The following is a 13,506-nucleotide window of genomic DNA, read 5'->3' on the forward strand; positions in this document are numbered from 1 at the left end:
CCTCGGCGCCGTACTGTTTTCACCACGCGGGCGTACGGCGAGCCCCTCGCAGCATTGGCAGATTGCATACTTGCGTTTGAAAGCTGTCAACTGGCCTGATCGTAAGTGAACAGCGATAGGTTACAGCTTTTCACTTTCCGAGAGGTGGTGTTCTCCTGCTAGGTGTAAGTTTACAACGCATTAGAAGATCGGGTTTGGCGTTGACGTAGCGGAAGCGTGGCGCGACAAGCGCCACAAGGCTTCGCTATCACGGGCCCTGGCCTTAGTTCGTTGGCGAAAGACTTCGTCTTGGTTCGTCATCGGAGTATCGCGTGAGTCGCGCCTTCTCAGGCCACGCTGTTCCGGCCCGGCCTTGCCTCGTGTAGAGGAGGGCCCATGTTCCCGATCTTTGCATCCGAGAGGCTCGCATGAGCGAAGCCGCGCTTGTTCTATTCTCCGGCGGCCAGGACAGCAGCGTCTGCCTGGCCTGGGCCCTCGCGCGCTATGAGCGTGTCGAGACGGTCGGCTTCGACTATGGCCAGCGCCATTCCATCGAGATGGAGGCTCGCCAGGACGTCCGTCGCGAGGTCGCCGCGCGTTTCCCACAGTGGGCCGATCGCTTGGGCGAGGACCACGTGCTGGACATCAAGAGCTTCGGCCAGGTGGCCCAGTCGGCCCTGACCGCCGACCGCGCCATCGAGATGACCGAGCGCGGCCTGCCCTCGACCTTCGTGCCGGGCCGCAACCTGGTGTTCCTGATCTACGCCGCCGCGCTCGCCGACCGCCGGGGCATCGACGCCCTGGTCGGCGGCATGTGCGAGACCGACTTCTCGGGCTATCCCGACTGTCGCCGCGACACGCTGGACGCCCAGCAGCTCGCGCTGAACCTCGGCATGGACCGCAACTTCCGGGTCGAGACCCCGCTGATGTGGCTGACCAAGGCCCAGACCTGGGGCCTGGCCAAGGCGCTGGGCGGCGAGGACCTGGTCAAGCTGATCGTCGAGGAAAGCCACACCTGCTACCAGGGCGAACGCGGTGAGCTGCATGCCTGGGGTCACGGCTGCGGGACCTGCCCGGCGTGCGAGCTGCGCGAAAAGGGCTATGTCGAGTGGGACGCGGCCGGGCGCGAGGCGCTTTCCCAAGAGCCGGTGGGCGCGTGACCTATTCCGTCAAAGAGATCTTCCTGACCCTGCAGGGCGAAGGCGGCCAGGCCGGCAAGGCGGCGGTGTTCTGCCGCTTCTCGGGCTGCAACCTGTGGACCGGCCGCGAGCAGGACCGCGCCAAGGCCGTCTGCACCTTCTGCGACACCGACTTCGTCGGCGCCGACGGCGAGAACGGCGGCAAGTTCGCCACGGCCGATGACCTGGCCGCGGCGGTCGAGGCCCAGTGGACCGGCGGGCCGGACGACCGCCTGGTGGTCTGCACCGGCGGCGAGCCCTTCCTTCAGCTGGACGAGGCCGCGATCGCGGCGCTGCACGCGCGCGGCTTCCAGATCGCCTGCGAGAGCAACGGCACGCTGGAGGCTCCGGCCGGGATCGACTGGATCTGCATCAGCCCCAAGGCCGACGCGCCGGTGGTCCAGACCTCGGGCCAGGAGCTGAAGCTGGTCTTTCCGCAGGACAAGGCCATGCCGGAGCGCTTCGCCGAGTTGGATTTCGAGCGTTTCTACCTGCAGCCGATGGATGGCCCGGACCGCGACAGGAACACGCAATTGGCCGTCGCCTATTGCCTTTCGCACCCACAATGGCGTTTAAGCGTCCAAACGCACAAATATCTCGGCCTGCCCTGACGGATAAGGCGCTCGACTTGGTGACAGGGTCGATGCGCTAGAGCCTCCCAGGCCTTAGTCAAAGAAGTCCCTATGAAGCCCGTCTTCGAGATCACGAAGGCTGCGTTCTTCGACGCCGCCCATTACATCGAGCAAGGTCCGACCGACCATCGCTATCGCAAGCTGCACGGCCACTCGTTCAAGGTCGAGGCCAGCGTGCGCGGGCAGATGCAGGAAGAGGGCTGGGTCGCCGACCTGGAGGCGCTGGACGTCGCCCTGAAGGCCGTCGCGGCCGAGCTGGACCATGGCCTCCTGAACGACCGCCCGGGCCTGGAAGTCCCGACCCTGGAGCGGCTGTGTCTCTATTTCGCGGAACGGCTGAAGGCCCAGTTCCCGGGCCTGTCGCGCGTGGAGCTGTCGCGCCCGACCATCGGCGAGCGCTGCGCGCTGAGTCTCTAGTTAGCGGCGGTACTCGTCACGGTCGCGGCGGTCCCTATTGCCGTCGCCGGGGATGACCGCCTTGCCGGTGGCGACGACGGCCTTGCCGGCCCCGCCGACGACCGCGCCGGTGACGCCGATGGCCGTGCCGGCCACGGTGCCGACCGCGGCGGCGGCCAGGCAGCCCGTCTGCGAGACGGCGACCATCGCGAGGATGGCGGCGATGGGGGCGGTGCGGCGAAGGGTCATGGTGAAGCTCACAAAACGCTGTTCACCATCTTCTACCCGGCGAATGGTTTAAATTCTCCGCGTCGGATGGCCGCGCCCGATCTGCGGGTCATCCACATACAGCTCGCTCTTGTCGTCCGCGCGCCGACGTTCGCCCTGATAGCGGGGATCGTCGCGGCGGCGGCGGTCGGGGCCGAAATAGTCGCCGGCCCGGACGAAGGGGCGGGGATTCTCGATCAGCAGGGTCAGGCGGTGGATGACGCCGCGCGCGGTCACCGGCTTGACCAGGAACTCGTTGACGCCGGCGTTGCGCGCCTCGTTCACCCGGCGCTCGGTCGAGTGGCCGGTGATCATCACGATCGGCACGAACGGGTTGGGGCTGTCGGTCGAGTTGCGCACCAGCTGGACGAAGTCGATGCCGTCCAGGCCGTTCATCGACAGGTCGGTAAACACCACGTCGATCGCGGTGGAACGCAGGATCGACAGGGCTTCAGACCCATCCATGGCCTCATAGACCTGCCGTACGCCGATGGCGCGCAGGATCTCGATCAGCAGCAGCCGCATATGCTGGTTGTCGTCGACCAGCAGGATCTTCAAGAGGTCGAACCGCACGCGCTGAGCCCCCTCCATCGCGTCGCGCATCGCAACCTTGGCGCGTAGTGATCGCGCGCCAGGGGATACGCTCAAGCGAGGCTTACGCCTGCAAACGTATGCACGTCAACTCGAAAGCTGAACTAATTCAGTGGTAAGACCAGTTAATGGCACGTCAACTGACCATTGTTTACGGTATCAGCGGCTCGCGCCAGGCGCGTGTACATGCCCGCCAGTCTGCCCACGGTGGCGCAGGAAGGCGTCGGCCAGGACGCACGCGGTCATCGCCTCGACCACCGGCACGCCGCGGATGCCGACGCACGGATCGTGGCGGCCCTTGGTGCGCAGGTCGACCTCCTCGCCGGCCTCGTTGAGGGTCTGGCGCGGGATCAGGATCGACGAGGTCGGCTTGAACGCCACGCGCGCCACCAGCGGCTGGCCGGTCGAGATGCCGCCCAGGACGCCGCCGGCGTGGTTGCTCAGGAACACCGGTTCACCGTCGGGACCCAGGCGCATGGCGTCGGCATTGTCCACGCCGGTCAGGGCGGCGCTGGCGAAGCCTTCGCCGATCTCCACGCCCTTGGCGGCGTTGATCGACATCAGGGCGGCGGCCAGCTCGGCGTCCAGCTTGCCATACAGCGGCGCGCCCCAGCCGGCGGGAACGCCGATGGCCTCGACCTCGACGACGGCGCCGGTCGACGAGCCGGCCTTGCGGATCGTCTCCAGGTGCTCTTCCCAGACCGGGATGATCTCAGCGTCCGGCGACCAGTAGGGGTTCTGTTCGGTCTGGGCCCAGTCCCAGTTGTCGCGATTGATGGCGTGCGGGCCGATCTGGACGAGAGCGGCGCGGATCGTCACGCCGGGGATCACCAGCCGCGCCACCGCGCCGGCCGCCACGCGGGCCGCCGTCTCGCGCGCCGAGCTGCGCCCGCCGCCGCGATAGTCGCGCACGCCGTACTTGGCGAAATAGGGATAGTCGGCATGTCCGGGACGGAAGGCCTGGGCGATCTCGCCATAGTCCTTGGAGCGTTGGTCGGTGTTCTCGATCATCAGGCTGATCGGTGTGCCGGTGGTGCGCTGGCCGTTCGTGCGCTCGTCCTCGAACACGCCCGACAGGATGCGCACGGCGTCCGGCTCCTGGCGCTGGGTCACGAACTTGCCGTTGCCCGGGCGGCGCTTGTCCAGGAACCCCTGGATCATCTCGGCCGTCAGGGCGATGCCGGGCGGCACGCCGTCCACGACGCAGCCAAGCGCCGGGCCGTGGCTTTCGCCCCAGGTGGTGACGCGGAACAGGTGACCGAAGGTGTTGTGCGACATGGGGCGGCTTCTAGCGGAAAGCTGGGCGCGTCGCAAAAGCCGCAAGATCCTCCCCCGTCAGGGGGAGGATCTGGAGTGTTCAGCCGCGAACCTTGGCCGCGTCGGCCAGATAGAGCTCCAGGTTCGTCCAACCGTCCTTGCCGACGACCGCCCCGTTGGCCGTCTTGGGATCGAAGCCGTGCGCCTTCTCCCAGGCGTCGGGCATGCCATCCCCGTCCGTGTCCTTGGCCGGCTTGCCTGCCGGCAGCACCGGCCAGCCGCCGACGTCGGACTGGATGTTGATGACCTTGCCGGTGCGCGTCTTCACGCCGTCGAGGATCCGTGTGTCGACCGGGTCGCGCCACACCGAGGCGCCGGCGTCGGCCAGCACGCGGGCATAGGCCTTGTCGGCGCTCTCGGGCGTCACCGGCGCGACGTCCACGGGCGAGGCCAGGCGATAGCCCGCGGGCTCGGGGATGGTGAAGGTCACCAGGCTCCACGGATCGGCCGGGACTACGCCGCCCATGCTGTTGCCGGCGAAATAGGCCCTGGCCAGCGTGTCGCTTTCCTTGAAGGCGATCGGCTTCTGCGAGCTGGGGCCGGGGATGTAGGCGTTGTCGGCGAAGTTGTAGGCCGACAGCGTCGCCTTGTCGGCGTTGTAGCCCGACTTGTCGCTGCCCCAGTTGTAGAAGACGTTCGAGCGGAAATCGAAGAACGCCCCGATCGGATCCTTGTCCGGCCCCTCGTAATTGCCGGGACGCGGCGCGCGCGCCATGTGGTTGGCCCACAGGTTGTGGTGGAAGCTGATCTTCGACCCGTTGCCGCCCCGGATCAGGCTGCCATAGCCGTGGTCGCCCTTGACGTGGATCGAGTGGGCCAGGCTCTCGGCGATGATCGACCATTGGACGGTCAGGTCATAGAAGCCTTGCCCAGGCTGGTCATAGCGGGCCGAGGCCGACAGGGTCTCGTCCACCGACCAACTGGCCGAGACGTGGTCCAGGATGATCCGGCGGCCGCCCGAGATCCAGATCGCGTCGCCCTCGACCTTGCTCTCGGCCCCCAGGCGCGAGCGGATGAAGCGGATGACGACGTCGTCGGCGCTGACGATCAGGGTCTGGTCGCGCAGGGTGATGCCGCCGCCCGGCGCGGTCTGGCCGGCCAGGGTGATCTGGCCATTGGAGATCTTCAGTGGGGTCTTCAGTTGGATCGTGCCGGCGACGTCGAAGACGACCGTGCGTGGGCCCTTGGCCTCGACGGCCGCGCGCAAGGATCCGGGGCCGGCGTCTTCCAGGTTGGTCACCCGAAGCACCGCGCCGCCACGACCACCGGTGCTGAACCGGCCCGCGCCCTCGGCGCCGGGGAAGGCCAGCACGTCAGCCGCCAGGGCCGAGCCGGCCGCGAACGTCAGGGCGAGCGCGCCGGCGGCGGCGAGAAGGTGGCGGCTGAGCATGGTCCATCCCCGAAAGCGACGGCGGCGTGCTTGGCGTCGCCGTCTGATCGGGAGCGAAAATGCAGAGTGAAACCGGCTTTGTCCACCGGTGTCATAAGCTACATGATGACGTTCAGCACCACGCGGGGCTTGCGGTCGCTCTTGTAGTTGGTGACCTCCAGCGCGCGGATGTCGCCCCGCTCCAGGGTGGTTGGGTCGAAGCCTGCCGGCGCGGCCTTGCCGTTCAGCAGCACCTGGGTCTGGGGCGCGGTCAGCCGCCCGCGCACCAGGATGTGGCCGTGATAGGTCGACATCTGGCCCTCGGGGATCTTCAGCTTGCCGTTGGCCAGTTCGGCGTTGGTCACCCGGACATAGTCCGAGCGGATGTCGATGTACTGGCCGGCGTCGTCGCTGATGACGGTGCGGCTGCGGCTGTGGGCCTCGCCCTGTTGGGCCAGGGCGATGGAGCCGGCGGCGGCCGTGGTTATCGCCAGCAGGCCGGCCAGGCCCAGCAGGGCGCGACGGGCCAGGTTGGCGGGCTTGCCAGGTTCGGTGATGGCTTTCAGGCGCATGAGGATCGGTCTCCGTCCCTTGCCGGTGAAGGCGGGATGCAGGGTGGGCGCGGCGCGGGTGCGCAGCACGTCGACCAGGGTTTCGGCATAGGTGCGGCGGATGGCCGGGCTGGCGCCCTCGAGGGCCAGGGCGTCGCACAGCTCCTCGCGGGCGGCGGCGGCCTGGGTGCGCAGGGCGGCGTAGGGCGGGGCCATCCAGAAGAGGCCGCCCAGAAGGTGCTCGAACAACAGCCGCCAATTGTCGCCACGCTTGAGGTGGCCCAACTCGTGGGCGCAGACCGGGATCAGGCGCTCGATAGGCAGGCGCGCGACCAGTTCGGCGGGCAGCAGGATGACCGGGGTCAGCAGGCCGGCCAGCAGGGGCTGGTCGATGTCGTCGCTGATCCTCACCTCGGGGCGGCCGGTGTCCATGCGGCGGGCGGCGGCGCGGACGGCCAGGGCCAGCTCCTGCGACACGGGGCGGGCCCGGTCGACGATGCGCTTGAGCTTAGCGCGGCCCATCGCCTGGCGCGCGGCTGCGACAGCCAGGCCGCCCAGCGCGCCCAGGATCAGCGCGCCGCCCAGGGTCTCGACACCGTTGACGTTGGACAGCGCCCGGGCCGAGACCTCGTTCATAGCCGCGCCGGCGGAGGCGACGGCCCTGGAGGTCATGGCGACCTGGTAGACGGGCGCGGTGGTGTCCTCGGGCAGGGCGCGGATGGCGACCATCACGGCCAGCATGGACGGCGGCAGGGCGACGGCGCGGTTCCAGGCGTGGGCGCGCGGAGCCGGATCGCCGGTCAGGCGGTCGGCGGCCTTGCCCAGCAGCCAGCCCAGGCCGCTGGCGGGCCAGGCGGCGATCAGGCCGAGCGCGGCGGAAGCGAAGAGCGGATGCATCAGCGGCGCTCCCACGGAGACTCGGCGCTGCGCACGTTGACGCTGACCGAGGCTTTGGACTGGGTCGAGGTGCGCGTGCTGACGTCGGGGTTCATGACCTTGATCCGCCGGCCCAGGTCCTGCGCCTTGTCGCTGGGCAGGATCAGCCGGATGGTCGGCTGGATCTCCGTCTGCACCGACACGGCCGGCTCGACCGCGACCCTGACCTCGACATGCGGCTGCGGGTTCGGCTGCGGATTGGGTTGCGGGTTTGGCCGGGGTTGAGGATCTGGCTGCGGGTTCGGTCGCGGGTCAGGGCGCGGATCGGGCGCGACGGCGACCGCCATCGGAGCGGCCGGCGCGGCTTCTGCTGCCGGCGCGGCTGGTGCGGCCTGAGTCGCCATCGGCGCGGCCTCGGCGGCTTCGATCGCGGGTGCGACGGCCGCCGCCGGAGCGGCTTCCTCCGCTGCGATGGCTGGCTCGGGCGGAGCCAGGCGGCGGGCTTGTTCGGCCAGGGCCAGGGAGCCCGCGCCGGTGGCCGCCGTCAGCGCGCCGCCCAGCACGATGGCCAGGCCGACCCGACCGGCCGAGGCGCTGCCGCGCGGCTGCAGGATGGCCGACAAGCGCATGCGAACCTGGTTGCGCTCACGGCCGGTGAAGGCCGATTGGGCGGCGGGCAGGGCGTTCATCCTTAGGGCCTCGACCAGCACGCGGGCATAGTCGCGGCGAGCCTCGGGCGCGGCGTCGGCCAGGGCGGTCTGGTCACAGACGGCTTCGCGGGCCGCCAGCATCCGACCGCGCAGGGCGGCCACCGGCGGGGCCAGCCAGAACAGGCCGGCCACGGCCTCCTCGGCCGGGATGCGCCAGTTGTCGCCGCGCTGCAGGTGGGCCAGTTCGTGGCCGCAGACCAGCTCCAACCGCTGGGCGTCGGTGCTCTCGACGAGCGCCTTGGGCAGCAGGATCACCGGGCGACGCGCGCCGGCCAGCAGCGGCTCGGCGATCTCGGCGCTGACCCGCACGGGCGGGGCTTTCACGCCAAGACGGGCGGCGCGCAGGCGGATGGCCTCGATCAAGGCGGTGTCCTGGCAGGGCTCAGCAGTCGCGCGGATAGCCGCCAGGCGACGACGGCCCCGGTTCCAGCGAAGGCCCCGGGCGAGCAGGCCGGCGACCGAGAGCCCGACCAGGCTCCAGGCCAGGTTGGTCGTCAGTTCGCCTTCCGACGTCCAGGCCGGCGCGGTCGCCACGACCGGCGCGGTCATAGCGATGGGGACCTCGGCGACCGGCGTCGGCGCGAAGGTCAGAGCCACGGTCGCGGCCAGGGCGCCGGCGGGCAGGGCGTAGGCCAGGCTCCAGGCGGCGGCGCGCGGGCGGGGATCCTCGGTCAGGCCTTCGACCAGGCGGCCCAGGCCCAGGCCCAGCACGCCGACCGGCCAGGCGGCGATCAGGCCCAAGGCGGTGGAGGTGAGCAGCGGATGCATCACTTGTCCTCCTTGCCCTGGGTGTTGAGCAGGGTCTCCAGTTCGGCGATCTCGGTCTCGGACAGGATCTGGCTGCCGGCGAAGGCCGAGGCCGGCAGGCGGCCGTCGATCTCGAGCAGGCCGCGCAGGCGGTTCAGCACGCCGCCGATCACGTCGACCTTGCCCGTCCGGGCCTCATAGACCGCCAGGCCGTGCACCGAGCGGCGGACCAGCAGGCCCTTGGCCACCATCCGCTCCAGTACGGTGCGGGTGGTCGAAGCGCTCCACCCCAGCTCGGGCTCGATCAGGCCCTGCGCCTCGCGGGCGCTCATTGCGCCGCCGCGCCAGAAGGCTTTCAGCACTTCCAGTTCCAGGTCGGAGGGTTCGGTCATGGCGGTGGAGCCTTCGTGATGTCGTGAGTACGCTACAAATGTAACGCATTGGCGTCAAGTGTGATGAACGACGTTCGGTAGTGACAGGCGCGGGATCATGATTTACGAACGTACATCTAGATTACAAATGTGAGTTCAATCATGGCGACCGATCAGGTCAGTATCCGGAAGTTGCCCCTGGAAGGTCGTCGGCGAAGCCTCTGGCGCTGGGCGCCGATCGCCATCGGGTTCGTGGCGTTGATCGGCGTGGGCGCCGAGGTCATGGCGCGCCACGATCGCGCCGAGCTAGCGCGCCGGGACGCGTTCTGGCGCGTCAGCGGCCCGGCCTGCGCGCCGCTCGCCCCTGAGGTTTTCCGCAGCCTGCGCCGCTACCCGCAAGCCACGCCCTATGACGAGGCGCTATACCGGCGCGTCGGCGGGACGATGAGCTGCACGCATCTGGTCGACCGGATCGACGGCGCGAAGGTCCGCTACTCCGTCTGCAAGTTCAGCGCGCCGGACTATCTGCTCGTGTCGCTGGGCGGGCGCGACCGGTTCTACGACCTCACCGGCGCGCGGTCGGCGGCGGTCACGGTCATCAACAACGAGGTGCGGTGCGCCGTCGTCCGGCCTTTCAAGATGTAATCAGCCTATTGCCAGTTCAGCCATTTCATAGCTAGCTATATAGCGTGCTATGAAATGGAGGTTCGACATGGACGTCGATCTGCTGGCGGGGTTTGGCGTGGGGTTCCTGGGCAGCCGGCTGAAACGCCTGGCCGAGCGCATGCAGGCCGACGCCGCCGAGGTGGCGCGGTCGCTGGACCTGCCGGTGCAGCCGGCCCAGATGTCGCTGCTGATGACCATTCGCCTGCACGGGCCGATCGCGGTCGGTGAGCTGGCCGAGCGCCTGCAGCTGGCCCAGCCGACCGTGACCCGGGCTCTCGGCACGCTGGGCGATTTCGTCGAGGCGCGTCCCGTGCCAGGCGACGGCCGCTCCCGGCGTCTGGCCCTGACCGAGAAGGGCGAGGCCCTGCTGGTTCGGGTCCAGACCGAGCTCCTGCCGCGCATCGAGCCGGCCGCCGCCGAGCTGGTCGCGGGCCTGAATGGCGACTTCATGCAAGGGCTGACCAAGGTCGAGGCGCGCCTCGCCGAAGCCTCGTTGCTGGCCCGTATCGAGCGCGCCGGCCCGCCGGCCATGTGGGCGCGCGACTTCTCCGATGACCTGGCCGAGGCCTTCTATCGGATCAACGCCGAGTGGATCCAGGACATGTTCGCCCTGGAGGAAAACGACATCGCCCTGCTGTCCAACCCGCGCGAGCTGATCCTCGACAAGGGCGGCGTGGTGCTGTTCGCCGAGACCCCGGACTTGGGCGTGGTCGGCACCTGCGCCCTGATGGTGTCCAAGGACGGTTGGGTCGAGCTGACCAAGATGGGCGTGCTGCAAAGCGCGCGGGGCCTCAAGGTCGGCGAATATCTGCTGGCCAAGACCCTGGAACGCGCCGCCAGCCTGGGCATGGACAAGGTCTATCTGCTGACCAACAGGAAGTGCGCGCCGGCGATCCACCTCTACGAGAAGCTGGGCTTCGTCCACGACGCCGAGATCATGCGCCTGTTCGGGGCGCGGTATGAGCGGTGCGACGTGGCGATGTCGTTGAAGGCCTAGGCCCCCAGCACCTTGCGCAGCGAGGCCTCGATCTGACCGCCGGACCAGGTGTCGCCGTAGTCTTCGCGGGCCTTTTCGGCGAGGGCCTTGAGCGGCGGCAGGTCGGCGACGCGGCGGACCAGGGCGGCGGTGTGCGGGGCGGCGTCGTCCAGGATTTCGCCGATCTTGTCGAAGCGTTCGGTCATCGTCGACCACAGGACGGCCGTGACCACGTCCGCGATCCCCGGCGCGTCGCCGCCGAGCAGGAAGCCGCTGCCGGCCTTCAGGCCATGGCGGCGGCCAGTGTCTTCCCAGAACGACATCCATTTCCGCAGGCGCGGCTCGAACTCTTCCCAGCGCTTGTCGGTCCACATCTGGCGGCCGCCATCCAGGGTGAGTTCGTCGATCACGTCATTGGCGTCGCAGACGATCTTCAGCGTCAGGGCCTTCAGCGCCGGATCGTTCGGCAGCAGGTCCAGCGTCTCGCCCAGATAGAGGACGACGGCCGGCATCTGCGCGATGGCGACGTCGGCCTTGCGGTCGACCAGCAGGGGCGGACCCATGAACGGGATCGGCATGGCCTTGACTGGCCCAGCCATCAGCTTGCCGATCGCGTCGTCGCCGGCCTCGGTCCAGGCCTTGCCGGCGAAGGCCAGGACACCGCGCACGAACTGGCCCCGGAACGGCGCGGACCAGTAGTAGAGCTCGTAGTCGGACATGGCGGGGCTCCCGGAAACGTCCGGTGACAACGCCCGCCCGGCGCGTCCGTTCTAGTCGACCTTGCTCAGCACCCTGCGGAGCGTCTCGACCATCCGGTCGATGTGGGCCTTCTCCAGGATCAGCGGCGGCGACAGGGCGATGATGTCGCCGGTGACGCGGATCAGCAGGCCTTCGTCGAAGCAGGTCTCGAACACCTCCATGGCCCGCGCGGTCGGGGCGCCGGGGCGGGGCGAAAGCTCGATGCCGGCGACGAGGCCCAGGTTGCGGATGTCGATCACGTGCTGGGCGTCGGCCAGGCTGTGCATGGCCTCCTGCCAGTAGCCCTCCAGGCCGGCGGCGCGGGCGAAGAGGTCGTCCTCCTGGTAGGTCTCCAAGGTGGCCAAGCCCGCCGCGCAGGCCAGCGGGTGGGCCGAATAGGTGTAGCCGTGGAAGAGCTCGATCGGGGCGTCGGCGCCCTCGAGCATGGCGTCGTAGATCCTGGTCGAGGCGGCCACCGCGCCGCACGGGACGGCGGCGTTGGTCAGGCCCTTGGCCATGCAGATCAGGTCGGGCGTGACGCCGAAGCGGTCGGCGGCGAACGGCGCCGACAGGCGTCCGAAGCCGGTGATGACCTCGTCGAAGATCAGCAGGATGTCGTGCTTGTCGCAGATGGCTCGCAGGCGTTCGAGATAGCCCTTGGGCGGGACCAGAACGCCGGTGGAGCCGGCCACCGGCTCGACGATGACGGCGGCGATGTTGGAGGCGTCGTGCAGGGCGACGATCTTCTCCAGGTCGTCGGCCAGGTGGGCGCCGTGCTCGGGCTGGCCCTTGGCGAACAGGTTGCCGGGCACGCCGTGAGTGTGGGGCAGGTGGTCGACGCCGGTAAGCAGGCTGCCGAAGTACTTGCGGTTGGTCGGAATGCCGCCCACCGAGATGCCGCCGAAGCCCACGCCATGATAGCCGCGCTCGCGGCCGATCAGCCGGGTCTTGGTCCCCTTGCCCCGGGCGCGATGGTACGCGAGCGCGATCTTCAGGGCGGTGTCGACCGACTCCGAGCCTGAGTTGGTGAAGAAGATCCGGTCCAGGCCCGCAGGCGTCACCTGGGCCAGGCGCGAGGCGAACTGGAAGGCCAGCGGGTGGCCCATGTTGAAGCAGGGCGCGTAGTCCATCTCGGCCGCCTGCTTCTGGATGGCTTCGCGGATCTTCGGCCGATCGTGACCGGCGTTGACGCACCAGAGGCCGGACGTGGCGTCCAGCACCTCGCGGCCCTCGGGCGTCTTGTACAGCATGCCGCTGGCCGACGAGAGCATGCGCGGGTTGCTCTTGAACCGCCGGTTCGGCGTGAACGGCATCCAGAAGGCGTCGAGGTCGTTGGCGCTGGTCATGGGGTGATCCTCAGGGGCCTTGCATTGTGATCGCAGTTGGGTGTGACTTGGCAAGTCACCTGCATCTGGTAGTGAGGAAAGTGCGCAAACCGCTCGCCGATCAGACAGCCGTCCACGACCAGGTGTATGAGGCGATCCGCCAAGCGCTGATCACCGGCCGGATCGCGCCGGGCAAGGGCGTCAGCCTGCGCAGTCTCGCCGCCGAGCTCGGTGTCAGCCCGATGCCGGTGCGCGACGCGGTCCGCCGGCTGGTGGCCGAACGGGCGCTGGCGATCAATCCGGCCAACAAGCGCCTGTCCGTGCCGTCGCTGACGGCCGACCGGCTGGAGCAGCTGTCCCTGGCCCGCCTGTGGGTCGAGCCGGAACTGGCCGCGCGGGCCGCGAAAAACGCCGACACCGGACTGATCCGGCAGCTCCAGGCCATCGACGCCGATGTCGACGAGGCCCTGCGGCTGGGCGATGTCGACCGCTACATGACCGCCAACCACGCCTTCCATTTCGCCATCTACGAGCGGGCCGGGGCCGAGGTGCTGGAGGCCATGGCCGGCGGCCTGTGGCTGCAGGTGGGTCCGTTCATGCGGGTGGTGTTCGGCCGCGTCGGGGCCAACGACCTGGCCGCCGACCGCCACGCCGAGGCGATCACGGCGCTGAAAGCGGGTGACGCGGACGGCGCCCGCCGCGCCATCGCCGCTGACCTTTCCGAAGGCATGGACAAGATGCGCACCGCCGTGGAGGCGGCCGCATGAGTCGAGTGCTTGACACTTCCGCGCCCGGCGCAAACTGTGATCACAATTAG

15 protein-coding genes are annotated in these 13,506 nt (G+C 69.1%); 6 read left to right on the plus strand and 9 right to left on the minus strand.

Annotated elements, in window-relative coordinates; genetic code table 11:
* Positions 1 to 407 precede the first annotated feature (407 nt).
* The 3 genes from queC (at position 408) to AC1RR5_RS07610 (ending at position 2,206) form a co-directional block, all read left to right on the plus strand.
* Positions 408 to 1,139 carry a 7-cyano-7-deazaguanine synthase QueC gene (gene queC, locus AC1RR5_RS07600; protein WP_492920636.1) on the plus strand — a complete coding sequence of 244 codons (732 nt, stop codon included), beginning with the start codon at positions 408 to 410 and terminating at the stop codon, positions 1,137 to 1,139.
* Positions 1,136 to 1,768, plus strand: a complete 633-nt coding sequence (gene queE / locus AC1RR5_RS07605) for a 7-carboxy-7-deazaguanine synthase (RefSeq protein ID WP_492920638.1) — start codon at positions 1,136 to 1,138, stop codon at positions 1,766 to 1,768. The genes queC and queE overlap by 4 nt, the downstream gene beginning before the upstream one ends.
* Before the next feature lie 72 nt (positions 1,769 to 1,840).
* Positions 1,841 to 2,206, plus strand: a complete 366-nt coding sequence (locus AC1RR5_RS07610; protein ID WP_492920640.1) for a 6-pyruvoyl trahydropterin synthase family protein — start codon at positions 1,841 to 1,843, stop codon at positions 2,204 to 2,206.
* On the opposite strand, the gene AC1RR5_RS07615 is transcribed toward AC1RR5_RS07610, so the two are convergent.
* From AC1RR5_RS07615 to AC1RR5_RS07645, 7 genes are all read right to left on the minus strand, one after another.
* Positions 2,207 to 2,434, minus strand: coding sequence for a hypothetical protein (locus AC1RR5_RS07615; protein ID WP_492920642.1), 228 nt, complete (start codon positions 2,432 to 2,434; stop codon positions 2,207 to 2,209).
* Positions 2,435 to 2,482: 48 nt separating this feature from the next.
* A complete protein-coding gene (locus tag AC1RR5_RS07620) occupies positions 2,483 to 3,025 on the minus strand; it encodes a response regulator (protein WP_492921314.1) in 543 nt (180 codons plus the stop codon).
* A 177-nt stretch (positions 3,026 to 3,202) separates the two neighbouring features.
* Entirely contained in the window at positions 3,203 to 4,321 is a 1,119-nt protein-coding gene (gene aroC, locus AC1RR5_RS07625; protein ID WP_492920643.1) for a chorismate synthase, read from the minus strand.
* A 79-nt stretch (positions 4,322 to 4,400) separates the two neighbouring features.
* Positions 4,401 to 5,750 (minus strand): pectate lyase, encoded by a 1,350-nt coding sequence (locus AC1RR5_RS07630; protein ID WP_492920645.1) that lies wholly within the window; start codon positions 5,748 to 5,750, stop codon positions 4,401 to 4,403.
* Positions 5,751 to 5,848: 98 nt separating this feature from the next.
* Positions 5,849 to 7,177, minus strand: a complete 1,329-nt coding sequence (locus tag AC1RR5_RS07635; RefSeq protein ID WP_492920646.1) for a M56 family metallopeptidase — start codon at positions 7,175 to 7,177, stop codon at positions 5,849 to 5,851.
* A complete protein-coding gene (locus AC1RR5_RS07640) occupies positions 7,177 to 8,634 on the minus strand; it encodes a M56 family metallopeptidase (RefSeq protein WP_492920647.1) in 1,458 nt (485 codons plus the stop codon). Before AC1RR5_RS07640 ends, AC1RR5_RS07635 begins: the two co-directional genes overlap by 1 nt.
* Positions 8,634 to 9,005 (minus strand): BlaI/MecI/CopY family transcriptional regulator, encoded by a 372-nt coding sequence (locus tag AC1RR5_RS07645; protein ID WP_492920648.1) that lies wholly within the window; start codon positions 9,003 to 9,005, stop codon positions 8,634 to 8,636. The genes AC1RR5_RS07640 and AC1RR5_RS07645 overlap by 1 nt, the downstream gene beginning before the upstream one ends.
* A gap of 141 nt (positions 9,006 to 9,146) precedes the next feature.
* Between AC1RR5_RS07645 and AC1RR5_RS07650 the strand changes: the two genes are divergently transcribed.
* Both AC1RR5_RS07650 and AC1RR5_RS07655 read left to right on the plus strand, forming a co-directional pair.
* Positions 9,147 to 9,629 (plus strand): hypothetical protein, encoded by a 483-nt coding sequence (locus tag AC1RR5_RS07650; RefSeq protein WP_492920650.1) that lies wholly within the window; start codon positions 9,147 to 9,149, stop codon positions 9,627 to 9,629.
* A 67-nt stretch (positions 9,630 to 9,696) separates the two neighbouring features.
* Positions 9,697 to 10,647, plus strand: a complete 951-nt coding sequence (locus tag AC1RR5_RS07655; RefSeq protein ID WP_492920652.1) for a bifunctional helix-turn-helix transcriptional regulator/GNAT family N-acetyltransferase — start codon at positions 9,697 to 9,699, stop codon at positions 10,645 to 10,647.
* Here the strand turns inward: AC1RR5_RS07655 and gst are convergent.
* Both gst and aptA read right to left on the minus strand, forming a co-directional pair.
* A complete protein-coding gene (gene gst, locus AC1RR5_RS07660; protein ID WP_492920653.1) occupies positions 10,644 to 11,345 on the minus strand; it encodes a glutathione transferase, Atu5508 family in 702 nt (233 codons plus the stop codon). The two genes, AC1RR5_RS07655 and gst, sit on opposite strands and share 4 nt — an antisense overlap.
* 51 nt (positions 11,346 to 11,396) lie before the next feature.
* Positions 11,397 to 12,710 (minus strand): omega-aminotransferase AptA, encoded by a 1,314-nt coding sequence (gene aptA, locus AC1RR5_RS07665; RefSeq protein WP_492920654.1) that lies wholly within the window; start codon positions 12,708 to 12,710, stop codon positions 11,397 to 11,399.
* A gap of 71 nt (positions 12,711 to 12,781) precedes the next feature.
* Between aptA and AC1RR5_RS07670 the strand changes: the two genes are divergently transcribed.
* Positions 12,782 to 13,456, plus strand: a complete 675-nt coding sequence (locus AC1RR5_RS07670; protein ID WP_492920656.1) for a GntR family transcriptional regulator — start codon at positions 12,782 to 12,784, stop codon at positions 13,454 to 13,456.
* The last annotated feature ends 50 nt before the right edge of the window (positions 13,457 to 13,506 follow it).

The sequence above is a fragment of the Caulobacter sp. GW821-FHT11E11 genome (assembly GCF_058808315.1).

Coding starts and splice junctions, on each gene's coding strand:
- queC (WP_492920636.1), top strand. CDS start 408: ATGAGCGAAGCCGCGCTTGTTCTATTCTCCGGCGGCCAGGACAGCAGC.
- AC1RR5_RS07610 (WP_492920640.1), top strand. CDS start 1,841: ATGAAGCCCGTCTTCGAGATCACGAAGGCTGCGTTCTTCGACGCCGCC.
- AC1RR5_RS07615 (WP_492920642.1), bottom strand. CDS start 2,434: ATGACCCTTCGCCGCACCGCCCCCATCGCCGCCATCCTCGCGATGGTC.
- aroC (WP_492920643.1), bottom strand. CDS start 4,321: ATGTCGCACAACACCTTCGGTCACCTGTTCCGCGTCACCACCTGGGGC.
- AC1RR5_RS07630 (WP_492920645.1), bottom strand. CDS start 5,750: ATGCTCAGCCGCCACCTTCTCGCCGCCGCCGGCGCGCTCGCCCTGACG.
- AC1RR5_RS07635 (WP_492920646.1), bottom strand. CDS start 7,177: ATGCATCCGCTCTTCGCTTCCGCCGCGCTCGGCCTGATCGCCGCCTGG.
- AC1RR5_RS07640 (WP_492920647.1), bottom strand. CDS start 8,634: ATGCATCCGCTGCTCACCTCCACCGCCTTGGGCCTGATCGCCGCCTGG.
- AC1RR5_RS07645 (WP_492920648.1), bottom strand. CDS start 9,005: ATGACCGAACCCTCCGACCTGGAACTGGAAGTGCTGAAAGCCTTCTGG.
- AC1RR5_RS07650 (WP_492920650.1), top strand. CDS start 9,147: ATGGCGACCGATCAGGTCAGTATCCGGAAGTTGCCCCTGGAAGGTCGT.
- AC1RR5_RS07655 (WP_492920652.1), top strand. CDS start 9,697: ATGGACGTCGATCTGCTGGCGGGGTTTGGCGTGGGGTTCCTGGGCAGC.
- gst (WP_492920653.1), bottom strand. CDS start 11,345: ATGTCCGACTACGAGCTCTACTACTGGTCCGCGCCGTTCCGGGGCCAG.
- aptA (WP_492920654.1), bottom strand. CDS start 12,710: ATGACCAGCGCCAACGACCTCGACGCCTTCTGGATGCCGTTCACGCCG.